The organism is Paenalkalicoccus suaedae, assembly GCF_006965545.2.
GTDB lineage: Bacteria > Bacillota > Bacilli > Bacillales > Salisediminibacteriaceae > Paenalkalicoccus > Paenalkalicoccus suaedae.
In genome coordinates, this window is record NZ_CP041372.2 from 3,236,268 (window position 1) to 3,259,531 (window position 23,264).

The window sequence follows — 23,264 nt, forward strand, 5'->3', positions numbered from 1 at the left end:
ACTATTATGTAAAATTCTGGTCAACCGTTTACATGTCAAAGGACATAGGCATATGATTAAATTATCGTATGTATCACAAAAGTTAACGCGCCTCTATTCATATAAAAAACCCTCATGCAAATGAATCAGCACGAGGGCTTTTGCCATTGATTTATTCTCGGACTAGCTCTAGTTCTACTGGAATAAAGTCTTCCACATCTTCATCTTGAAGGAACGCTAGCGCCGTCTCAAGCGCTTGTTCCCCAATTAAAGTTGGCTGTTGCGCAACTGTTCCAGCTAAGCGACCTGCCTCTACCGCTGCCACAGCATCATCCGTTGCGTCAAAGCCTACAATAACTAGTTCGTCCATACCTGAAGCTTCTGCAGCTTCTAATGCACCTAATGCCATTTCATCGTTGTGTGCGAATACACCGACTATATCGGGATTACTCTGTAAAATGTTCTCCATAACATTTAGACCTTCAGCTCTGTTAAAGTTAGCTGTCTGAGAGGATACAACAGATAAAGCATCCGTCGCAATATTATTAAATCCCTCTCCACGTTCACGCGCAGCAGATGATCCTGGAATGCCCTCAATTTCAGCTACTTCTGCACCTTCGCCTAATAGTTCAACTAAAAGATCTCCAGCCATTTCTCCGCCTGCTACGTTGTCAGAAGCAATATGACTGACAACGTCACCACCATCTGCTCCACGGTCAACTGTGATAACAGGGATTCCTGCATCGTTTGCAGATGAAACTGCCGTAACGACAGAGGATGAATCGGTTGGATTAATTAAAATAACATCTACGCCTTGCTGAATTAAATCTTCCACATCATTCACCTGTTTAGCGTCATCGTCCTGTGCATCAACCATGATTATTTCGATTCCTAGCTCTTCTGCCTTCGCTTCAGCACCCTCTTGTAAAGTGACAAAGAACGGGTTATTGAGCGTTGAAATAGAGAATCCGACCGTATAATCTGCGTCTCCTGAATCGTTTCCAGCTGCGTTGTTGCTCGTATTATCCGTGTCTTCGTTAGCATTGCCTCCGCTGCCTGGCGCTTCTGTTGAACACGCTAATAAAAACATCCCTACTACTGCAAACATCACCCATACAAGTACCTTTTTCATGTCTACTTCTCCCCTTTTAAGCAGTTTTTTTGCGGTCTAAAAGAACGGCTAATAGAATGACGCTTCCTTTCACGACTTGTTGGAAAAATGAGCTGACTCCAAGCAAGTTTAAACCGTTATTCAAGACACCTATGATTAAGGCACCTATTAAAGTGCCGACAATCCACCCACGTCCACCAGTTAAACTCGTTCCACCTAGTACTACTGCTGCAATAGCATCTAACTCATACATCGTTCCAGCCGTTGGCTGTGCAGAGTTTAAACGAGATGTTAATATGATTCCTGCAAGCGCAGACAAAAATCCAGTTAAAGAATAGACGTAAATTTTAATGCGATCCGCCTTAATCCCTGATAGAATTGCTGCTTCCTCATTACCACCCACCGCATAGACACGGCGTCCAAACGTTGTTTTCTTCAGAATGAGATAAAGCACTAGAAAGCTCATTAGCATTGTTACAGCTGGAACAGGAATACCGAAGAAGTATCCGCGGCCTAGCATTTCAAATAAAGTAGATTCTCCTAAACCTGACACAGGACGACCATCTGTAAATACGAGAGTAAGACCACGGTAAATCGTCATTGTGGCAAGTGTCGCAATAAACGGAGCCACTTTTCCTTTTGAAATGATTAGTCCATTAATAGCACCTAATATGGCTCCGACTAAAAGTCCGACCATCATAGCTAAAATTGGATCAACACCTGCCGCCATTAACGTGGCTGTCACCGCACCAGAAAAGGCTAGAATTGCACCAACTGATAAATCAATACCTCCAGTAAGAATGACAAAGGTCATCCCAAATGCAATTAGTGCATTAATAGAAACTTGTCGTAATACGTTTAAAACGTTAGATAAGGACAAAAAACTTGGATTTAGAATAGTGATGACGGTTACAATTAAGAATAATCCAATGAATGGTCCTATCGTTGCAAGTAACGATTTCATCTGTTTACTGCTTAACATGCTTATCTCCTCCTGTCGCATAGTGCATGATTCCTTCTTCTGACAGCTCATCTCTTTCTAGCGTCTTTATTAGTCTGCCTTCGTGCATCACAGCAACTCTACTACTAAGACCGATAATCTCAGGTAGTTCTGACGACACCATAATAATCGCTACACCAGCTTTAGCAAGTTCATTCATAATCATATAAATCTCTTTTTTCGCTCCAACGTCCACTCCTCGAGTTGGTTCATCTAATATAAGAATGCGCGGATTGAGTCCTAACCACTTTGCTATAACGACTTTCTGCTGATTCCCGCCACTTAGCGATTTTGCCGTTTGGTTTGGACCAGCCAGCCTAACTCCTAATTTTTTAACAAGTCTATGATAAAGCTCCATTTCTTTTTCATTAGATATCCAACCATTCTTTGATATAGAAGAAAAGTTAGTGATGTTTAAGTTATCTTTGATCGAGAAGTCTACAATTAATCCTTTTGTTTTTCGATCCTCTGAAACAAACCCCATTTGCTGGCGAATACCGTCAAGTGGCGTTTTTATAGAGGTGATATTTCCATCAATCGCAATCTCGCCACTGTCAGCTCTTCGGTAGCCAAAGATCGTCTCAACTAACTCTGATCTTCCGGCTCCCATTAGACCAGAAATCCCTAAAATTTCTCCTTCTCTTACAAATAGACTCGCTCCCTCGAACTCTCCTTGTCGAGTCAGCTCTTTAACCTCAAGCTTTGTATTGCCAGGAGTAAGGTCATAATCTGGGAATCTTCCTCCGAGTTCACGTCCCACCATCATTTTCACTATCTCGTCAAAACTTGTTTCCGATATAACTTTTGTTCCTACGTACTCACCGTCTCGCAAAATAGTGATTCGTTGGCATAAAGAGAATATTTCTTCCATTCGGTGAGAGATATAAATAAACGAAACTCCTTTATTCTGTAAGTCACGCACCGTTTTAAACAGAGTAGATATCTCTTTTCCTGTTAAAGCAGCTGTCGGTTCATCCATAATAATGATGTCAGCATTCGTCAGTAAAGACTTAGCAATTTCAATGATTTGTTGTTTTCCAACAGACAAGTTACCAGCACGCTCCGTAGCTTTGACATCTAAACCAAGCTCTCTAAGTTTCTCTTCTGCTTGACGATTCATCTGTTTTGTTTTAAGCCACCCAAAACGTCCCACAGTTTGCTCATTGCCTAAAAATAAATTCTCTGCAACTGTTAATTCTGGCAATATATTAAGCTCTTGATGAATAACTGCTATACCATCTAATTCTGCATCTTTTGGGTGTTTATAGGTAACCTCTTTTCCTTTTACCGATACGGTTCCATTGTCACGCTGATGAATGCCAGTAAGAATTTTTACAAGTGTCGATTTACCCGCACCATTCTCGCCCATTAGTGCATGAATCTCACCTTTTTTTAAGGAAAATTGCACATCTTTCAGCACTTGGTTGCCAGTAAAGGACTTATCGATATGTTGCATATCAATAACCATCTTTACACCCCTTTCAAAAAATAACGCCAGATTGAAGGATGACATTTGCATATGGTGTTGTTTCACCTGTTCGAATAATTGCTTTTACATGCTTTAATTGCAACTTAAAATCCTCATGTGTAACATAGTCAACCTTTATATCAGTTCCGAGCTTTATTCGAAGGTCATCATGTACATACACATTCTTTGTTTTAATTTCTTCAGCCAGTATTATTTTTTCCACAACCATATCATTCGTTATTTCATTTAGCACATCCAAAAATGATGGAATTCCTTGCTTCAATGACAGATCAATGCATAGCACGTTAGGTGGTATCGGCAAGCCGCAGTCCGCTATAACGAGCTGATCTGTATGCCCCATCTTCGCTAAAACCCCTGCTATATCTCGGTTCAAGATTCCTTGCTTTTTCATGTCACATTCTCCTCATTCATTCGGATAAATGATTCTACTGATTCTCGTGAAGGCATTCCAGTTTGCGCTCCTAATTGTTGAATACTTAATGCAGCTGCCGCATTAGCGAAGCGAATTGCCTCTTTTAATGTTGCTCCTTCAGCGACTTTAACGGCAAAAGCTCCATTAAATGTATCTCCAGCGCCAGTTGTATCTAGCGGATTTACTTGAAAGCCTAATACTTTAATTTTTTCACCAGAGGTATAGTAGGCAGCGCCCTGTGAACCTAACGTAATAATTAATTTATCAGTGAGTGTGTCATTAAGTTCAAAAAGCTGCTTATATTCTGTCTCATTAGGTGTTAAATAAGTTGCTTTTTCTAAGGTCTGGAGTGGTAAAGACTGAGCAGGTGCAGGATTAATGATAACTGGTACTTTCCCGTGACAGCGGTCTAAAATATACTCAACTGTTTGCACCGGAATTTCTAGCTGCACAATGACAATGTCATTCGCTAAAATGCTAGCTAAATGACGATCAATATAGTCTGGGGTTACATGTGCATTCGCGCCTTGATGAACAATGATTCGATTATCGTGATCGGAGACAATGATTGTAGCAACTCCAGAATTTATATGTGTAACCGGTTCCACATTATCAATATTTACATGATCATGCTTTAATGCGTCGAGTAGAACATTACCAAACGCATCGTCACCCACACATCCAAACATGCTAACTGATGCCCCTAACCTTGCTGCGGCAACAGCTTGATTAGCACCTTTTCCACCTGGAAAGGTTTTAAAGGAGTCTCCAAGCACAGTTTCACCTTGCTTTGGGAAGTTTGTTGTCTCTGTCACCATATCCATATTGATACTACCAATTACAGCAATCGTAGATTTACTCATGTGATACCTCCAAATTCTTCGTTGTTTCTCTCACAACTAGTTTAGTCTCAAGCTTATAGTGATACGTATCAAGTCTTGTTTTCTCGACTTGCTTAATTAAAAGTCTAGTTGCTAATGCACCCATATCATAAATTGGTTGCTTCACTGTAGTAAGAGCAGGCGTTAACATGGTTCCCATAGGAATACCATCAAAACCAATCACATTCAAGTTCTCTGGAATCAAACGTCCTACAGAATGAGCAGCCTTCATTACTCCTGCGGCCGCAACATCACTACTGGCAAAAATACCATCTATATTAGGATGATTACGCAATAATTCTTCTGCTACTTCGCGAGATCGATCTAGATGAAAATCAGCGTTCACAACGATATATGGAACGTTAAACTTTTCAGCTGTCTCAACGAACCCCTCATACCGATCATCTGCAGGCCCAACTCCTATCGGCCCTCGAATATGCGCAAGATACTTACATCCATTCGCTATTAAGTGTTCTGTAGCCATTTCTCCGCCCTTCTTATTATCAGAAAAGACAGAAGGGGTTTTATCATCGATCACACGGTCTAAGGCTACAATCGGAATATTCAACTTGCTATAATCTTCGTCTGACAAGCTAGAGGTTGTTAAGATAATTCCATCTATATATTTTTGCTTTAATGCATGTAGATATTGTTTCTCTTTTTTAACTTCCTCATCTGTATTACATAAAACAACCGTATATCCGTAAATGTTAGCCACATCTTCTATGGCTCTAGCTAGTTCAGGAAAGAAGGGGTTTGTGATATCTGGAACGACGAGCCCAATCATGCTAGAAGATTTATTATTTAGTGTCCTTGCAACAGAGTTAGGCTCGTAGTTTAAAGACGCAATAGCTGACATGACAGCCTTCTCTGATTCCTTACTCACATAACCTTTTTTGTTAAGCACGCGAGAAACTGTTGCGACAGATACTCCAGCACTTTTAGCAACATCTCTAATCGTCGCCATGATAACCCCTCCTTTCTTGTGAAGATGATATGTACTAGCATGTGTAACCGGTTACACATCAAACTAAAAAAATTTGATAACTGGATTATATCTGATATGAAAGCGTTTTACAATAACTAATTTAAAAATTCATTTTGCCACCTTTATACTAAAGTTTGTTATCTCAAGATTTAAATAATCCTGTAGTCTAGTATTAACGTTTAATATCCTACTACCACATCCTAACACGGGACCCACCCAAAAAATCGCCTACCCCCCTGGCGATGTCAGTGCTATCATGGACATACGGATTTTGTAAGTGACAAATACAGAGATTGAGGTGGAGAGATGAACAGATCGAGGATGCTCCCTGCGCTATTTTTGCTCGCGCCGTTGGTTATGACGGCCTGCGGGACAGAAACACCGGAGGATATGCAAAACGCAAACGACGTCAACGTAGCTCCGAACGAAGAAATCGAAAGCGAAGCTTCTGCATCAGAGAATGACGAGGTTTCTCAAGAGAACGAGGTTGAAGAGACTTCTAATGAAGCAACACACACAGAGAACGAAATAAATGAAGCAAACGAACCTGTTGAGGAAGAAGCCGCTGACTCATCCAACGAAGACATTCAGATCGCGAGCGCGACAGAAGACTTAGGCTCGTTAAGCGTCCACTTTATTGATGTAGGACAGGCTGATGCCACGTTGTTTGAATTCGACGAGGCGACGATTCTATTCGATACTGGCGATTACAGTCGCAATGATGTGGTCAATTATTTACATGCCAATGATATCGAAGAAATCGACATTCTAATTGGCAGTCACCCACACGCGGATCACATCGGTCAGATGGACACCATTTTAAACGAATTCGATGTATCGGAAGTATGGATGTCCGGTGCCACAGCTACGTCTCAAACGTTTGAACGTGTCTTAGATGCGATCGAGACGACTGGGGTCGATTACTACGAGCCGCGCGCAGGTGATATTTTTGACGTCGGACCGCTAGTTGTGGAGATTGTCCACCCTGTTTCTGCCTTGAATGATTTAAATGATGACTCTATCTCTGCCACGTTTACGTACGGCGACATTACCTTCCTGCTTACTGGTGACGCGGAGCAGAATGCGGAGCAAATGATGGTGAATAGTGGCTATGATATTAGTGCGGACGTGCTTCAGCTTGGTCACCACGGCTCAAATACGTCCACAACCGAGGGCTTTTTATCTGCCGTGTCCCCGAGCATTGCCATTGTTTCTGCTGGCGAAAATAATTCATACGGTCACCCGCATGAAGAGGTCGTCACGCGCGTGGAGCAGGCAGGCATTGATCTATACGGCACCCACGTGCACGGCACGGTTATCGTAGAAACGGATGGTCAAGAGATGAATGTCTTAACAAGCGCGGACGGCACGGTTTCGCCTTCATCATCGGGAGGATCTAGCGGCGGAGCTACGCCAGCGGACGACCCAGATCCAGTTGAAGAAGAGCCTGTGGAAGAGCCCGCAACGGATCTCACTCCAAGTGGCTGTATCGATATTAACAGCGCGTCGTTCGACGAACTGCAGGGAATTATCCACATCGGTCCTGAGCGGGCCGAGGAACTGATATCGCTCCGTCCATTCAACTCCGTCGATGACCTTACTCGCGTAAACGGCATCGCCGCTGGTAGACTTGGCGATATTGTCGCCGAGGGCGCAGCCTGTGCAGGAGGTTCATCATGAAAAAATTAGGTGTGATCGATCGTATAGAAGACGGACAGCACGCTGTCATTCTCGTTGAGTCTGAGCAGCTCCAATTCAATGTTCTTCGCGAAGACCTCCCAGCAGGTGCAGAGGAAGGTACCTGGATAACGTTTGACGCGGTGGACGGGGTCGTTAGTAATATAGAGCTAGACTCCGCCAAAACGCACGAGCAGACAGAGCGCATCGAGAACAAACTAGGACGAATACGTAAGAAAAGTAGTGGCAGTAAGTTTAAAAGAAGATGATAGCTATAGAACAAGCCCAGCCAGGAGATTCTCTCTCAGGCTGGGCTTGTTTGTGTAGAAGTATTAGAGATAGAGTTGCTAAGTGCCGTGCTGTGAGGAGCGTTGGCGGACGGTTGTTTGATCGGGTTCTGGTTCGGGCTGGTAGATATGTTGAGGACTTCTAAATTTGGTTATATGGTAACTGAGCCTCGTTTCTGGATTATCGATCTCCGTTTTCGGATAATGATCGACTGCTTCCGGATTATCGATCTCCGTTTTCGGATAATGATCAACTGTTTCCGGATTATCGATCACCGTTTTCGGATAATGATCGGCTGTTTCCGGATTATCGATCACCGTTTTCGGATAATGATCGGCTGTTTCCGGATTATCGATCACCGTTTTCGGATAATGATCAACTGTTTCCGGATTATCGAACCCCGTTTCTGGATAATGATCGACTGTTTTCGGATAATGAACACCCGTTTTCGGATAATGATCAACTGTTTCCGGATTATCGAACCATCTATCCGGATAACCGCACTACCGCACCGCACCCCATCCCCATCAGCACAACACCCCAACCTACCCCACACGCACCTTCACAAATTTCCGCTTCCCAACCTGCACGATCATCTCGTCCGTTACTTCAACGCGCGCTTTATCATCCTCTACCTTCACACCGTTAATCCGAACGCCACCGTTCGCAATCATACGACTTGCCTCACTATTCGAATGGAACAAATTCAGCTGCGTTAGCAACACTAACACACGCACACTGTTTCCTGCGCCCGACGATTTTTTCTCACCGACGCCAGCAGCTTCAAAATCAAACACGACTTCATCCATAAAATCAGGCAACGCGCCCTTTTGGAAGACCGCGATAAAATCGTCCTCGGCCTTACGCGCAGCCTCCTCGTCGTGGTACATCCGCACAATCGTCTTCGCCAAACGCATCTTGCCATCGCGCGGATGCAACGCCCCAGACGCCAAGTCTGCCTTGACCTTCTCGACCTCATCCACCGACAAATCCGTCACCAGCTCAAAGTATTTGCCCATCAGCTCATCCGGAATCGACATCGCCTTCCCGTACATGTCGCGCGGCGCCTCGTCGATGCCGATGTAGTTATTCTTCGACTTCGACATCTTCTCCACACCGTCAAGCCCCTCTAAAAGCGGCATCAGTAGCGCCACCTGCTTCGGCTCGCCAAACTTCTCCTGGTAGTGGCGCCCCATCAGAATATTGAAATGCTGATCCGTGCCGCCAAGCTCAATATCATTCTTTAGGACGACCGAATCGTACCCCTGCATCAATGGGTAGAAAAATTCGTGGAGCGAAATTGGCTTACCGAGCGCCGTCCGCTCCTCGAAATCGTCACGCTCCATCAAGCGCGCCACCGTAATTTTACCTGCAAGCTGAATCACGTCCTCAAACGACAGCGTGCGCAACCACTTTGAATTGTAGTGAAGCTCCACCTTCTCCATGTCGAGCACCTTGCCAAACTGCTCAAAGTACGTCTTCGCATTGTGCTCCACTTCCTCGTCCGTCAACGCGCGACGCGCCACAGACTTACCAGTTGGATCCCCAATCTTACCCGTAAAATCACCAATTAACAGCTGAATAATGTGACCGTTGTCCTGAAATTGACGCATCTTTTTTAGCACCACCGTATGTCCAAGATGGACATCAGGCGCAGATGGATCCAAGCCTAGCTTAATCTTGAGAGGGCGCCCCTCTAAAACCGACTGGGCTACCTTCAGCTCCAGTTCCTCCGACGGGATCACCTCTTGGGCACCGTGCGCGTACAATCGCACCTGCCGCTTCACTTCAAGACGTTGCTCCTCGTTTAATTGCTCCAACACATTTTGACCCATAATAGTATCCCTCCATAATAAAATATAAAAAGGCTATCAACCTCGCGAAGGGACGTGCGCACACGCGGTACCACCCTTCTTGAAGTCAATAGCCTTCCAACTCTGCGACTAACGGCTCGCTAACCGGCCTGCGCTACTCACGCTGGCAGCTCAAGGAGTGTAATTCGGTTCACCTGTGTATCGGTTCGCAGCACCCACCGACTCTCTGCAACAGGGAGATGACACCTACTTCGCTTCCTCTCAATGCTATTCTTATATAGTTGATTATTCCATATTCACAATCACACGACGCATCAGCGACGCAACAAGCCTCTGCTCATCTCCGGTGAGGCCGGACGCAATCTCTTTTTCTCCTTGATGAAACCGCGGATACAGCTCCCTCATCAAGTCCTTGCCAGCATCCGTTAAAAGCAGGTGCGTGATTCTGCGATCTCGCGCGTCCGTCTCTCTAACAAGTAGCCGTTTGCGCTCAAGCGTTTTCGTGATGTTACTCACAGTCGCCTTCGACACCCCGGTAAGCTCCGCCAGTCTCTTCGTTTCGACGGACTCCCAAATCCAAAGATCGTACAGCATCGAAAACGCTGTCCACGACAGCCCATGCTCTGCGAGCACCTCGCGCTCCATCTTGTTGCGCAACCCCTGCGCCACCTTATATATCGACGTCACCATGGCGATGGCATCGCCATCCAGTGACTCCACCGGTAGCTCCGAAAGCCTATTAACAGCCTCGCGCTCTTCCTCAAGCAACGCACCTTCATCCGTGAACGAATAAATAGACACCACCACCTTGGATTAGTTTAAGCTTAGATTGTTTCATAAGTTGATCGTTATTTCGTCGATCGTTAGCTATGAAACGATATTAACAGAGGAGTAAAAATAAAGCAAGAGGGAAGTTTTTGAGCAAGCGGATGATGGAGGGCTGGTTCTGGTTAATTGAGTGACGTTTCCGGTTAATTAGAGCTCCGTTCCGGTTTATTGAGCCTCTGTTTCGGTTAATTACAGCTCCTTTCCGGTTAATCACAGCTCTTTTCCGGTTTATCGACCTTCGGTTTCGGTTAATCAAGCAACGTCTCCGGTTAATTTAACAACCTTACGAGCATGCGAATAAGTGCCACTTATCAAAACCGACTAAACTCTATCCGAAGTAATGGTTTTCGGTTAACCGCACCCCACCTCCAAAGAACCAACATGTAAAGACTAATACCTCACACTTTTTTGATATCAATTGATAGCATTTTTATTTCAGTTGTGACATAATACTCTTATCCAGTAATGTTGGGGGTGTCGCCTTGCATAGTAGTTCCATTCAAGAGGTCAATGCATTCCTTAAAGAAATGAGAAAGGTTATTATGCTGCCAAGACAGTTTAGAATGGAACCTAGAACGTTTGATGGATTGGCTGCACTTGGATTAACAATTCCTCAAGCCAAAAAAGAGATTCAAACACTTAAATTTGTCCACTATGATCGCGGTCCTACACCTGATAAGATTGGCGATGATACATCTATTTGGGAATTTGGAAAACCAATAGATGATGACATTGTCTACATCAAACTGAAACTTCACCCAAAACGAGGTTGTATTTGCTTGTCCTTTAAACCTTCAACAGGACCTTTTACACTTCCATATAGAAATTTGTAGTTGCAGAGAAGATAGCCTAATAAGCTGTCTTCATAAAGAAATAGAGAGGGTGAACAAGATGACTAATAAACTAGATCAACACTCGTTAAATGAATTCTGCGACACGTGTAATGATTTTATGCCAACAACCATTGTCCATTCAGAAGAAACATATAAAGTTCGCGGTAAAGAAATTTCTATACTAGCTTCCGTTCGCATTTGCACAACGTGTAAAACGAGCATTTTTGACGAGGATCTTGATTCTGTCAACTTAGAGAAAGCCTACGATTTGTTTCGCCAAGAAGAGAACTATCTATCTGCTAAAGAGATTGTTGCCATTAGACAGTCCTATCGTTTATCACAACGAGGTTTTGCCGCACTTCTTGGGTGGGGTCCAGCAACTGTTGCTAGATATGAAAGTGGATCGATCCCATCCAAGTCTCATCACACCAGTTTACGTCAGGCAAAGGACGATCCTACCTACCTCCGCGACTTATATGCGCGTAATCAACATGCATTAGGAAGGCTCGATCAACAGCGATTTGAGTCAACTCGCCAAAAGCCTTACATCGATGATGAAAAGGACACAATTGAACTACTGACAAAAAAATATTCCCCCGTGGCCGTCAATCAGGAATATACTGGCTACACAGATTTTAATTTTAATAAGCTCTCAACAATTATTTTATACATGACAAGCCACATTCCTAAAGTTTCTAAAACGAAGCTCATGAAACTCCTTTTTTATTCAGATTTTAAGAGCTATCAAAAATACGGGCTCTCCATCACCGGTATCGCCTATCAGCATTTCCCCTACGGCCCGGTGCCCTATCACCACTTGCTCATGCTCGATGCACTGACAGAAAATCACGTCGTACACTTACAACCATTCGACAACTTTGAAGGTGAATTTATCGAACCTAATCAACAATACGATTTATCCTTACTAGATAAGGAAGAGATCGAGACAATCCAAGAGGTCATCGATCACTTTCACTCCTTCAACGCGTCCACTATCTCGGACTATTCACATGAAGAAGATGCTTATAAACAAACCAGGAATGGAGAGTTCATCCCTTATGAATATGGGGAGACGATGAGGGAGTTTGGTGAGGACGGGAAGTAATAGTTAAGCACATGAAAAAGAGCCTTCTGGGCTCTTTTCATGTGCTATAAAGTTGTTATAACGATCATTAGCTCTTGTTCCCACTCTCACACCACATAATTAACATAAGCGAACACAGGCATTATTACAACAATCGCTTACAGTTGCAACGACTTAATAAAGCTCGTGGGACTGTGGTTCGTATACTTTTTAAACACCGTCGTAAAGTACTTGTAATCACTGTAACCGACGCTTTGTGCGATAGAGTAAATGTGATCTTCACCGTTTCGCATTTGCTCGATACTTTTTTGAATACGGACTTTGTTGATATATTGACTTAGCGTTTGGTTCATCTCTTTTTTAAACTTTCCATGAAGATAGGTCGGGCTTTTATCGATATGGTCAGCTAGTTCTTGAACCGTCAGTTTTTCCGCAAAATTCTCATCAATAAAATCTAACACTCGCTTAATTGAATTAGAAATAGAGGAAGGTTTTGCGTCATTTGCAAAAAACCACTCCGCTTTCTCGCTCTTCTTCCCTACTGATCCACTTTCATCCAAATGAGTGACTGCCTTTTTTAAAGTAGCTGAGAGCTCCTCATGGTTTAAAGGCTTTAACAAATAATCAAATGCTCCAAGCTTCATCGCTTGCTTCGCATAGTCAAACTCATCATAACTACTTAAGATAATCGAGAGTTGATTCGTCCTATACTTACACGTTTCTAGGAGCTCAATACCAGTCATATTTGGCATACGAATATCCGTAATTACTATATCAGGTTGTACCTGCTCGCCTCGAGTCCATCGCTTGCCTCCCCTACAATACAGCAATCGTGACTATGCCAGTCAAAGGTTAACACAAGTCCTCGTCTTATAATCCGTTCATCCTCAACAAGCAACACCTTTTTCATTGTTATCCTACACTCCTCTCGTGCGTAAGAATCAGCGGCATCTCGAATGAAACGCGAAGCCCTCCGTTATTTACTGCTACATCCAAGCCTTTATTATCTGGGAAAAGTAGTTGAATGCGCCTATGCACATTGTAAAGACCTAACCCAATCTCCGAACTGTTTTCATCCTGTAATTCTTTAGTTAACAAATCGACTTTCTCAAAAGTACATGTTTTACCGTTATCTATTACCGTGCATAAAAGCTGATTTTGTTTTAATCGCATTTGTACATGTATTTGAAGTGCTTCACCTTTAGGATCTGCGTGCTTTATTGCGTTTTCAACTAGTGGTTGAATAAGAAGACGAGGCAGAAGAATAACATGCTGATGTAGTTGGAGCATAGGATCGACTTCAACTACATAATGAAGGGAATCTTCAAACCTCAGTTGATGCAAGTCAATGTAATGCTGTAGCTGGTTCAGTTCATCTACCAAAAGAACCTCTTGATCGCTCTTCTGCACACTATAACGAAGTAGCTTTGAGAGGGCTAGGATGCTTTTTTCCGCATTTTTAGGCTCAATTAAAATCGAATAGCGAATCGATTCTAACACGTTAAATACAAAGTGGGGATTAAACTGCAACTCTAAATGCTTAATTTCTGATTCGCGCTGACGTTTAGAGAGCTCCTCCTTCTCTCTAATTAACTGCTTAATTTCATCTAACATGTCATTGAATTGTCCGGCTAAGACATTCATTTCCTCTTCGTCAGAGGATTTCAAGTAGTAATCATTACTACCGATTTTGAACTGATTGATAGATTCCGTCATATTGTTAATACTCTCTGTAAGCTTGTCTGATAGCTTAGAAGACAACACTCGTAGCACGATAAAAATGAACAAAGATAAAACTAAAAAGAAGCCTGTAATAATCGCAAGTGTACTAGAATATTGTTGTACAGGATTAAGCGTGTAAACGGATAATGCTGATCCAGGTATCTGCTCTTTTGCTTGAACAAAATCATTATCTCTTATTTGCACGTTCATTCCCTCTTCAACATCTGGCCGATACTTATTTAAAAAGTCTCGGACCGAATTGTTGCTTGTTGCAATAATCGTATCGTATGGATCCGTAATCACTGATAAATTGACCGGGTGTTGAAAAAGTAATGTAAGAAAATCTTCTTCGTGCAGTAAGTAAAAAACATATCCCTTCTCTTCATTCTCGTCAACGATTTGTGCTCCATACAAGTACGAGCTAAGTCTGCCATTATGATAAGGAATTTGATTAACGCGATTAATAACAGGCGACTCCTGTCGGTCAAGTAATCGCTTAGATGTCAAAAAGTAATCAGCGAGATCTGGTGCTAGCTGATCCACATCAATCGCATTGGATAGAACAAGTGACTCATTTTTATCGAATAAGAAAAAGTCACTTTGAATGATTTGTTGCGTATTAAACTCATAGAAAGCTTGAAAGAGTGAAGACTCTCCCTGCATAAAATCAAGGTAATCAATTACAATGGCACTTTGTGCTGTCTCTTCGATAAACTGTGCGTAAGACTCATGCATCTCACTTAAATCTGCAGCTAACGCTTGCCCAGCCTCTTCTGTTTGCCTGATCAGGATTTGAGAGGAATTGAAGTAAAAAAAGGCAGACACTGCCACAGCTACTATGAGCAATGGAATCAGCGTGTAGCGCATAAACGCCTTACGGACTTTTTCCTTTAAACTAGTAGTCTGTGGCATCTGTCTGCCTCCTTACCTGTGTAGGTTCTTCTTCTGATCATATCATAAGGTTACTAAGGAAGAATCCTTCATTTTTATCCAACTCTTAAATGGCAACTTCTCTTTTCCCAGTTACTTTGAAGAATACGAGAAGAGATAGAACTGTTACGATGGTTAAAATCGTAGAGAGTGCGGCAGCTGTTCCGTAGCTCCCTCGAAGTACTTCGGTATAAATAGCAATACTCATTGTACGCGTCGCACCAGTGTAAAGAATGATGGATGTACTAAGCTCACTAAAGATGTTGATCCAGCTTAAAATACTACCCGCAATAATACCTGATGCCATCATAGGAAGCGTTATTTTTACAAATGTCTTTAAGTTCGAGGCACCTAAGCTTATAGAGGCTTCCTCTACAGATTTACTAATTTGATTTAAAATAGCGGCACTTGACCGTATGGTATATGGCAGTCTACGAATCGCAAAGGAAATAATCATAATAAATGCCGTACCACCAAGTAAGATTGGTCCACTATTAAACGATGCTAATAACGCAATACCTAAGATTGAGCCCGGGACGATAAATGGGAACATACTGACTGTATCAAGTGTATCGTTTATTTTATTCGGTCGGCGTACTGTCAAGTAGGCGATAAATACAGACATAATCACGATGATGACCATGGCAGCAATAGCTAACATAAACGTAATTTGAATACTGCTACCAAGTCGATCAAATGACATAAAGTAACTATCTAGCGAAAATCGTTGTACAAACACCGTTCCACTTGTTTCTAAAAACGAGGTATAAATCACGTAAATCCTCGGCAGAAGCGCAATAGCGGTAACACCATAGACAAAGGTGTGGGCCACAATATTCGCTACTCCAGTTGAATTCTTTGCTTCGATTGGTTTTAACGCACTCATCGTAAAGGACTTCTTTTTAGAAATGTACTTTTGTAAAAGGAAGACAAGGGAAGCAATGATGACTACAATGACACTAATCGCAGCTGCAAATCCTGCGTCTCCACCAACTTCACTAATGAACTCATTAAAGATTAATACAGGAATTGTTCGATATCCTTCTCCAATTAGCATTGGTGTACCAAAATCAGAGAGTGCTCGCATGAAAACGAGAAGGGAGCCAGCAAGGAGTGTCGGAATGATGAGTGGGACAATAATTTTGTACATCTTTTGCAATCCAGTACACTGCATGCTCTCTGCAGCTTCAATGAGCGAGTTATCAACACTTCTTAAAGCTCCTAATGTGTAAATGTACACAAGTGGAAATAATTGAAGAACTAGAACAAGGGAAATTCCAGTAAATCCATAAATATCAGGAACTGGGATACCTAATGTATTTTGAAAGAAATTTGTGATGACTCCGTTTCTCCCTAAAAGAAGAATCCATGAGTATGCTCCTATAAACGGTGGTGACACAGAGGAGATGATAATGAGTGTCGTAACGAGTATAGCGCCTTTAATTTTAACGGTCGTCATAATATATGCAAGCGGGACAGCCACTAAGGCTGATATAGCTGTAACTGCAATTGTCACCTTAAAGCTGTTCCAAAGTGCCTCCATATAATATGCGCTAGAGAAGAAATCGGAGAAGTAACGTAGCGAAAAGCTACCTGATCCCGGGTCTTGCACACTCGTAATTAATAAGGAGAATAACGGATACAAGAGAAACAATGCATATACGCTAAAAATAACGATGGTCATCGTCGACCAAATATCTCGATTTGATTTAGATTGCAACATTATTCACCTCACTCTGCACCTCACCTGCTGCGTCATTTTTCACACCCTCAGTCAAATTGACAGATCCATCTTCATTAAAAACGTTCACTTTGGCTTGATTTAGCTTTAAATAGACGACGGAACCTTCAGGAATCAATGTATCAATGTCAGACTCTTGAATCACCTCCACAGTCTCTCCGCTCTCAAGTTCGATAAAGTAATTCGTGTTAAGACCTAAGAACGAGCTACGTTGTACTTTCCCTTTTAAGCCATTCGTATCGCTCGTAAAAAGGAATTCCTCTGGGCGAACACAAACCTGTACATTTGTTTTTGTACTTTTTATGAGTTCTTGACGAATATTTGTTAATACAACGCGGTGTTTATCGTGTATGACGATTTCAGTTTTATCGTTTGTTGCAAACAGTGTTGCGTTAAGAATATTACTACGTCCAATAAAGCTTGAAACAAATAAGTTTGCAGGACGATGATAAATATTTTGTGGCGTACCAGCGTGTTGAATGTATCCATCCTTCATAACAGCAATCCTATCGGACACAGCCATTGCTTCTTCTTGATCATGCGTCACGTAAACGGTTGTAATTCCTACTTCTTTCTGGATTTTACGAATCGCATTTCGCAATTCTATCCGTAGCTTGGCATCTAGATTAGAGAGTGGTTCATCCATGAGTAAAACATCTGGATTAATAACAATAGCCCTTGCCAAGGCCACACGCTGTTGCTGTCCACCTGATAAATTCTCAGGCAATCGATCTTTAAATTTCTCAATTTGCACGATTCTTAAAATCTCATCGACTCGTCGCTCTATTTCTGCTTTTGGCGTCTTGCGATTCTCAAGTCCAAATGCAATGTTTTTCTTCACACTTAAATGGGGGAAAATAGCGTAGTTTTGAAACACCATACCGATGTTACGTTTACTTGGCTTTACGTCGTTCATCACCTTTTCATCAAACTTTATTTCTCCACCTTCGATACTATTAAAACCTGCGACCATTCGAAGCAAGGTCGTTTTTCCGCATCCAGAGGGTCCGAGAAGGGTAAAAAACTCCCCTTCTTTCACCTTGATCGAGAGACCAGGAATGACAGCCTGGTCTCCGTATTTTTTTACTACATGGTTAAAATCGATCGCAATGCTCATGCTGGGACACCCTCTCTACCTTTTTAGTTCGTGATGAATTGAATATAACGTTCTACAATTGCGTCTTTATTTTCAGTTACATAGTCTAGATCCTCAAAAAGAAGGTTGATATCTTCCATTGGTGTTAAGTGATCTGCTACAACAGCATCTTTATGAAGCGGTCTGTTATTCAAATTTTCACCGATCGTATTTTGAACTTCCTCAGAGAGAAGGAAATCAATAAATCTCTCTGCATTTGCTAAATTAGGTGCACCCTCAATGATAGAAGAAGCTGATGCTGCATAAACCGTTCCTTCAACAGGGTGAACGACTCTCACTGGTGCCACCTCTCCACGAATGTATCCAACAGCCGGATCCTCCCACGTCAAGCCCACAGTATATTCTCCATCAGCTACGCTGCGATGTACCGCTCCAGATCCACTTGAGATGCGCCCATCTAAGTTATCCACAAATTCTTCTACAAATGCCCATCCCTCTTCACTCTCATAGTCGCCACCAATTGCTAAAAGCATGTTTGTCACATGATTAAAAGCAGAACTTGAGCTTGCTGCATCCGTATGGGCAATCTTTCCTCTGAGCTCTGGGTTTAGTAAGTCGGCATACCCTTCGATTTGGATATCACCAATTAGATTTTCATTAACTAACAGGACGTTCCCATCTAATACGTACGATGTCACCTTACCTGTGTCGTTTTGATATTCTTCAATTAAGTTCGCGTCGTTCTCAGAGACATATTCATGAAAGAGATCCAAATTCTCTAAGTGAACTGATTCTGTCCCTCCAAAAATCACATCGCCGTATGGAGAGTTTTGCTCCGTCTCAATACGTCTCATCAGTTCGCCTGTCCCAGCACTGATTACTTCAACACGAATCCCTGTTTCCTCTTCAAAAAGTGGTACGATAGTAGAAATGAGCTCTTCACTGTTAGGTGAATATAGTACTAGCTCGTCTGATTCCGTCTGTCCCGACCCTTCTTCACTACACGCTGACAAACTGAGTAATACCGCCGCACTTGCTAAAACAACTCCTGAAAGCTTTTTCATAACATGTTTCCCCCTCAAACTTATTTTGTTATTACACTAAGTGTAGCGGTAATTAAAACGCTTACATATCCCAAAATCCTTCAACTTTATCAACTATTCTGCATTTTCACACTCCTTGCTTGTCTCGTCACAAAATACTCGGTACGCTAGAAGAAACGAAAGGTGGCGTCTAAAATGACAAAAGTTGATTTACATACTCACCATTATAGATGTGGGCATGCATCAGGAGATATACACGATTATATCGAAGCTGCTATTTCACAAGGCTTTGTACAAATTGGTATTACAGACCATAACCCCTTTTTTCACAAAGAAGAAGATGATGGCTTCCCGGGGATGGTGATGAAAAAGTCAGAGTTCTCCGCTTATATAGGTGCTATGAAGCAAGCCCAGGCTAAGTATGCGGATAAAATTGAGGTATTGCTAGGTGTCGAAGGAGATTATTTTGAAGGTCACACGGATGTGTATAAAAGTGCGTTTAAAGAGGCTGGATTAGACTACTACATCGGTGCCGTACACTACGTTAACGGAAAGCATATTTTTGATAAGACGCGTTGGAGCGATCCCTCAGTGGATGTTGAAAAAGAGCTACTAGATTATTACACGCTCACCTATCAAATGGTGGCAGAAGACTTCGGGGATATCGTCGCCCACATGGATGCCTTAAAGGCATTTGCACCTGCAATCTCTAGCAAACTTGTAGATGAAAAGTTAGATCAAATCATTCAATTAATCGGAGAAACGAAGAAAACGGTAGAGATCAACACGTCAGGATTAAGAAAATGCAAGGAGCTTTTTCCAAGCAAAGCGGTCATAAAGAAACTAGCAGAAAGTGGCGCAAGCTTCACATTCGGATCAGACAGCCACGATCCAAAGGAAGTCGGCTACGAATATGACTATGTAGCGGGAGTATTAAAGGGCGTCGGAGTAACAGAATGGGCTGTGTTTAGGCAAGGAAAGAGAGAATTTGTGGAGATTTAGGGAGGGTTGATAGATGGGAAAAGAAGAGCCGTGGGGCTCTTCTTTTTTAGTAAATATGGAAAGTCGAATAAAATTATTTAGCAAGCTAGATTTGTTTTAAAGAATCATTTATTGAATTAACAAAGTGCCAGATAGCACCTCGTCTTAACTGCATCTAACACATTAGTCTTATTTAATACGCGAAGGCCACTCTATTGAAGATCAACCTGATATTCTTCGCGCTAGTTAAGGTATTTCATACTTTTTAAGTTCTGCATGAAGCACAAATAGATTTTATGCTAAGGGTTATGTTCCGCATTCCGTTTTTATGTTCCTGATCCTCTTTTTATGTTCCCCATTCCATAGTTATGGACTTCCCCACACAGCTCCCGAACCAAATACCCGCACACCCCTAACAAAAAAAGGAAACCACATCACCACACCAAACGTATCTATATAAACTAAAGGAGATGAACATATATGAAGAAACTACTTATCCTTATCGCCTCAGCAATGATACTTACTGGCTGCTCCATTGAAACCGGCAAAGCCGATCCCGAAAAAGGCATTTTCTCTATAGATGTGAATGAAGAGAACGAATAAGCCAGGGGCATTATCCAGGTTTTTCTCTCTCAAAAAGAGCGCTAACCACTTACGGTCAGCGCTCTCTCCTCGATTATTCAATCTGTCGCTTTACCTACCTGCTCAACAACCACGTCTCCCTTTTCATCTAACAAAGGAGTCAACGCGCAACCTTGAGCCGTCCACGTATAAAGGTAGTTGACACCCGTCTCGCGATCCACCCAAATATAAATGATACCTTGGCCAGAATTTTGCACTAACCTCTCTTCAAATCGACTTTCTTCTTTTTTACGGAAAATAATGAATCACTCCTTCTCATTTTGACTCGCAAAAGTAGATACTTAATACCTTAGTTACGCTTGATCGCTCCTCAATGTTTCATCAATTGTATATATAGGGCGAGCAAATAGCAGACTAGTAGCTAAGATTTTTGATACACTAAGAGCAATCAGATAAAGAAAGGATGAATCACGCATGCAACTACCAGAAGTCGAAGCTCAAATGAACGAGCTAAAGGACGAATATATGCAGCTCCAAAACAATCTCGAGAAGCTAGAATCCATCGGCGGCGGCAACACGCAACCAATGGAGGCGCGCCTCAAAGAGATCGAAGCCGAGCTGACGGAGCTATATAAAAAGCGCGCGGAGTTGCGCGGGTACTAGGAAAAAGTGAACAATGCAAAAAGCAGTCGCAGATTGAGATGCGGCTGCTTTTTGCATATGGGAAGTTTAGAAAATCAGTTGGTTGGTCGGTTTGTCATAATTGATGGTTGAATTGTCATAATTCCTACCTAGACTGTCATTATTATTGGTTGGATTGTCATAATTACCGCTCAGGCTGTCATAATTATTGCTCAGTTTGTCATAATTAACTCTCGCATTCCGTCAGCCTACACTCGAACTATCCAATTAAAACAATATTGAATGCCAACTGCCAGCCACCACCTCGAGAAAGGATAACTGCACCTGATTTTCGGTTAATCGCACCTCGGTTTCGGTTAATCGCACCTCGGTTCCGGTTAATCACTCCTTGGTTCCGGTTAATCGACCTTCCCTTCCGTTTAATCGCACACCATCCCCCAACATTCCCCGTTACTCCTCACCCTTTTTCGGGTACTGGTACTATATAACCAATCGACATATCTGAGGGGACGTGAATTTTTGAAGCATTTACTAAGTACTTCCGCAACGATACTCGCATTTGCCGCGCTCGCTGCATGCTCCAATGACAACAACGGCGGCACAGACAGCGCTACTACCAATCAATCAGACGCAACAAATAACTCATCCACCGACAACAACACCGGCTCCCAACCCGAACAGGACGAAGAGGCCATCGAGGTGCTCGAGCAGGCCATTGCTACATACAGCGACATCGACAGCGCCTACCGCGAGCTCAATATTGACACGTCATCTGACTCTGACGAGGAGCAAAGCACTACTATGTTCGAAAAAACGTGGACGTTTGTGGACCGTAACGATATTTTCCACCGAACAGAGACAAGCTCAAACGAAATGGACTTCACCACATATCAGCTGACAGATATTGATGAGCCAGAATACTCCTTCCACTATATTTCGGGCGAAGACGAAGCAATTCGCTACGAGCCTGAAGCGCAAATTACGGAGGACACGCTTTGGTTCAACATGGATCTCGGCTCATTCGAGGCAATTCTCGAATCAGGCACGCTCCGCTACCTCGGTGAGGACGAAGTCAACGGCTATACGACTCACGTGATTGAGTCAGAGACAGACGGATCCACGGCCCGCCACTGGTTTGACCAGGATTCGTACGTAGAAATTCGGAGCGAAACAGCAAGCTTCGGCGATGAATTGACTGTTACGGAGGTAATCGCCTTCGCGCTCAACATCGACATGGATGAGGCTCTCTTCAGTCCGCCTGGTCACATGGAAATCATCGACGGCGATGTAGATGATGTCACAAGTAATATCACGGATCGCGATGAAGAGTCCCAAGATAATATGGACGAAAACGACTCCAACACGGACTCATTCAACGACCCGTCTAACAACGAGGACGACGATTTCTAATTCCCGTCGCCCCCTCTAATCCGCGCCATCATTTCTCGCGCTTCACGCACATATGCCTCCTTTTCCCCCGCGGAGAAGGAGCCCTGCGCGTGCGCCAAATCCACCGATTCGCCCACCGCGTCCGGCCGCACGTACACCCACGCACGCACGACCTCGCCCGCGACCCGCACATCCACCGCAACTCGCGCGTAAACCGGCACCTCCTCCCACCGGTCCGCCACCGCAAGCTCCGCGCCCGTAAGCCGCAGCACCGCTCCCTCGATCACCCCAATTCCTTTTTTGAGAAAATAGTAGCCATCCTCCCCCACATAGGCAGCATGTCCATCCAACACAGCCTCGCGCACCTCCACAACACGCCCAAACAACACACGCTGAACGTCTTCATCACGCAACGTCCCATAGCTAAAAAGCAGCTGTCCACCGCCATCTTGTTCGAACACCTTGTCAAAACTTTTGTTTAATTTGTCATTACTTTTACCCATCTTGTCATAACCTCCTTCCAAACTGTCATAACCGATGCTCACTTTGTCATAACCTCCAACCAAAATGTCATAACTGATGCCCACTTTGTCATAACCTCCAACCAAAATGTCATAACTGATGCCCACTTTGTCATAATCTCCATCCAAACGCCATTAATAAAACGGCTCTCCATTCACATAATCTCTATAAAACAACGCCCACCTCCGCACATCCAGCAGAAGATCTAGGTGAATCTAAGAGCCAGCCATCA

At 43.1% G+C, this 23,264-nt stretch carries 24 protein-coding genes and 1 other annotated feature; of the genes, 8 read left to right on the forward strand and 16 right to left on the reverse strand.

Annotation, left to right across the window (positions count from 1 at the left end):
• Window positions 1-151 precede the first annotated feature (151 nt).
• From rbsB to FLK61_RS16895, 6 genes are read right to left on the reverse strand one after another with little or no spacing between them, the layout of a single operon-like run.
• A complete protein-coding gene (gene rbsB / locus FLK61_RS16870) occupies window positions 152-1,111 on the reverse strand; it encodes a ribose ABC transporter substrate-binding protein RbsB (RefSeq protein ID WP_176010521.1) in 960 nt (319 codons plus the stop codon).
• Between the two features lie 16 nt (window positions 1,112-1,127).
• On the reverse strand, window positions 1,128-2,072 hold the full coding sequence (locus FLK61_RS16875; protein WP_176010522.1) for an ABC transporter permease subunit: 945 nt from the start codon (window positions 2,070-2,072) through the stop codon (window positions 1,128-1,130).
• Window positions 2,059-3,558, reverse strand: a complete 1,500-nt coding sequence (locus FLK61_RS16880; RefSeq protein ID WP_176010523.1) for a sugar ABC transporter ATP-binding protein — start codon at window positions 3,556-3,558, stop codon at window positions 2,059-2,061. The genes FLK61_RS16875 and FLK61_RS16880 overlap by 14 nt, the downstream gene beginning before the upstream one ends.
• A gap of 13 nt (window positions 3,559-3,571) precedes the next feature.
• On the reverse strand, window positions 3,572-3,970 hold the full coding sequence (gene rbsD / locus FLK61_RS16885) for a D-ribose pyranase (RefSeq protein ID WP_176010524.1): 399 nt from the start codon (window positions 3,968-3,970) through the stop codon (window positions 3,572-3,574).
• A complete protein-coding gene (rbsK, locus tag FLK61_RS16890; RefSeq protein ID WP_176010525.1) occupies window positions 3,967-4,854 on the reverse strand; it encodes a ribokinase in 888 nt (295 codons plus the stop codon). The genes rbsD and rbsK overlap by 4 nt, the downstream gene beginning before the upstream one ends.
• Window positions 4,847-5,839 (reverse strand): LacI family DNA-binding transcriptional regulator, encoded by a 993-nt coding sequence (locus FLK61_RS16895; RefSeq protein ID WP_176010526.1) that lies wholly within the window; start codon window positions 5,837-5,839, stop codon window positions 4,847-4,849. The genes rbsK and FLK61_RS16895 overlap by 8 nt, the downstream gene beginning before the upstream one ends.
• 327 nt (window positions 5,840-6,166) lie before the next feature.
• On the opposite strand from FLK61_RS16895, the gene FLK61_RS16900 reads away from it, so the two are divergent.
• A complete protein-coding gene (locus FLK61_RS16900; RefSeq protein WP_176010527.1) occupies window positions 6,167-7,540 on the forward strand; it encodes an MBL fold metallo-hydrolase in 1,374 nt (457 codons plus the stop codon).
• Window positions 7,537-7,806, forward strand: a complete 270-nt coding sequence (locus FLK61_RS16905) for a DUF3006 domain-containing protein (protein WP_176010528.1) — start codon at window positions 7,537-7,539, stop codon at window positions 7,804-7,806. The genes FLK61_RS16900 and FLK61_RS16905 overlap by 4 nt, the downstream gene beginning before the upstream one ends.
• Window positions 7,807-8,370: 564 nt before the next feature.
• Here the strand turns inward: FLK61_RS16905 and tyrS are convergent.
• Window positions 8,371-9,660 carry a tyrosine--tRNA ligase gene (gene tyrS / locus FLK61_RS16910; RefSeq protein WP_176010529.1) on the reverse strand — a complete coding sequence of 430 codons (1,290 nt, stop codon included), beginning with the start codon at window positions 9,658-9,660 and terminating at the stop codon, window positions 8,371-8,373.
• Between the two features lie 45 nt (window positions 9,661-9,705).
• Window positions 9,706-9,913: a binding site (T-box leader), on the reverse strand.
• A gap of 11 nt (window positions 9,914-9,924) precedes the next feature.
• Window positions 9,925-10,440 carry a MarR family winged helix-turn-helix transcriptional regulator gene (locus tag FLK61_RS16915; RefSeq protein WP_249777626.1) on the reverse strand — a complete coding sequence of 172 codons (516 nt, stop codon included), beginning with the start codon at window positions 10,438-10,440 and terminating at the stop codon, window positions 9,925-9,927.
• Window positions 10,441-10,949: 509 nt separating this feature from the next.
• Here FLK61_RS16915 and FLK61_RS16920 point away from each other — a divergent pair.
• Both FLK61_RS16920 and FLK61_RS16925 read left to right on the forward strand, forming a co-directional pair.
• Window positions 10,950-11,300 carry a type II toxin-antitoxin system MqsR family toxin gene (locus FLK61_RS16920; RefSeq protein ID WP_176010530.1) on the forward strand — a complete coding sequence of 117 codons (351 nt, stop codon included), beginning with the start codon at window positions 10,950-10,952 and terminating at the stop codon, window positions 11,298-11,300.
• Between the two features lie 58 nt (window positions 11,301-11,358).
• Window positions 11,359-12,405 (forward strand): type II TA system antitoxin MqsA family protein, encoded by a 1,047-nt coding sequence (locus tag FLK61_RS16925; RefSeq protein ID WP_176010531.1) that lies wholly within the window; start codon window positions 11,359-11,361, stop codon window positions 12,403-12,405.
• Between the two features lie 137 nt (window positions 12,406-12,542).
• Here FLK61_RS16925 and FLK61_RS16930 read toward each other — a convergent pair whose 3' ends face one another.
• From FLK61_RS16930 to FLK61_RS16955, 6 genes are all read right to left on the reverse strand, one after another.
• Window positions 12,543-13,136 (reverse strand): response regulator transcription factor, encoded by a 594-nt coding sequence (locus FLK61_RS16930; RefSeq protein ID WP_176010532.1) that lies wholly within the window; start codon window positions 13,134-13,136, stop codon window positions 12,543-12,545.
• Between the two features lie 17 nt (window positions 13,137-13,153).
• A complete protein-coding gene (locus FLK61_RS16935; RefSeq protein WP_176010533.1) occupies window positions 13,154-13,294 on the reverse strand; it encodes a response regulator in 141 nt (46 codons plus the stop codon).
• A gap of 2 nt (window positions 13,295-13,296) precedes the next feature.
• The gene (locus tag FLK61_RS16940) at window positions 13,297-15,018 is read right to left on the reverse strand and encodes a sensor histidine kinase (protein WP_176010534.1); all 1,722 of its coding nucleotides are present in this window, start codon (window positions 15,016-15,018) and stop codon (window positions 13,297-13,299) included.
• An 85-nt stretch (window positions 15,019-15,103) separates the two neighbouring features.
• The gene (locus FLK61_RS16945) at window positions 15,104-16,759 is read right to left on the reverse strand and encodes an ABC transporter permease (RefSeq protein ID WP_176010535.1); all 1,656 of its coding nucleotides are present in this window, start codon (window positions 16,757-16,759) and stop codon (window positions 15,104-15,106) included.
• Entirely contained in the window at window positions 16,746-17,894 is a 1,149-nt protein-coding gene (locus tag FLK61_RS16950) for an ABC transporter ATP-binding protein (protein WP_176010536.1), read from the reverse strand. The genes FLK61_RS16945 and FLK61_RS16950 overlap by 14 nt, the downstream gene beginning before the upstream one ends.
• 23 nt (window positions 17,895-17,917) lie before the next feature.
• The gene (locus FLK61_RS16955; RefSeq protein WP_176010537.1) at window positions 17,918-18,937 is read right to left on the reverse strand and encodes an extracellular solute-binding protein; all 1,020 of its coding nucleotides are present in this window, start codon (window positions 18,935-18,937) and stop codon (window positions 17,918-17,920) included.
• A 174-nt stretch (window positions 18,938-19,111) separates the two neighbouring features.
• Here FLK61_RS16955 and FLK61_RS16960 point away from each other — a divergent pair, with 174 nt between their 5' ends.
• Window positions 19,112-19,918: a histidinol-phosphatase gene (locus tag FLK61_RS16960; RefSeq protein ID WP_176010538.1), complete on the forward strand. Its 807-nt coding sequence runs from the start codon at window positions 19,112-19,114 to the stop codon at window positions 19,916-19,918.
• Window positions 19,919-20,377: 459 nt separating this feature from the next.
• Complete coding sequence (locus FLK61_RS20265) at window positions 20,378-20,500, forward strand: hypothetical protein (protein WP_283811863.1); 123 nt, start codon at window positions 20,378-20,380, stop codon at window positions 20,498-20,500.
• Window positions 20,501-20,577: 77 nt separating this feature from the next.
• Here FLK61_RS20265 and FLK61_RS16965 read toward each other — a convergent pair whose 3' ends face one another.
• Window positions 20,578-20,781, reverse strand: a complete 204-nt coding sequence (locus FLK61_RS16965; protein ID WP_217706322.1) for a DUF6440 family protein — start codon at window positions 20,779-20,781, stop codon at window positions 20,578-20,580.
• A gap of 172 nt (window positions 20,782-20,953) precedes the next feature.
• Between FLK61_RS16965 and FLK61_RS16970 the strand changes: the two genes are divergently transcribed.
• Both FLK61_RS16970 and FLK61_RS16975 read left to right on the forward strand, forming a co-directional pair.
• A complete protein-coding gene (locus FLK61_RS16970) occupies window positions 20,954-21,142 on the forward strand; it encodes an SE1832 family protein (RefSeq protein WP_176010539.1) in 189 nt (62 codons plus the stop codon).
• Between the two features lie 498 nt (window positions 21,143-21,640).
• Window positions 21,641-22,531 carry a hypothetical protein gene (locus tag FLK61_RS16975; RefSeq protein ID WP_176010540.1) on the forward strand — a complete coding sequence of 297 codons (891 nt, stop codon included), beginning with the start codon at window positions 21,641-21,643 and terminating at the stop codon, window positions 22,529-22,531.
• Here the strand turns inward: FLK61_RS16975 and FLK61_RS16980 are convergent.
• On the reverse strand, window positions 22,528-23,139 hold the full coding sequence (locus FLK61_RS16980) for a gamma-glutamylcyclotransferase family protein (protein ID WP_176010541.1): 612 nt from the start codon (window positions 23,137-23,139) through the stop codon (window positions 22,528-22,530). The two genes, FLK61_RS16975 and FLK61_RS16980, sit on opposite strands and share 4 nt — an antisense overlap.
• Window positions 23,140-23,264: the final 125 nt, after the last annotated feature.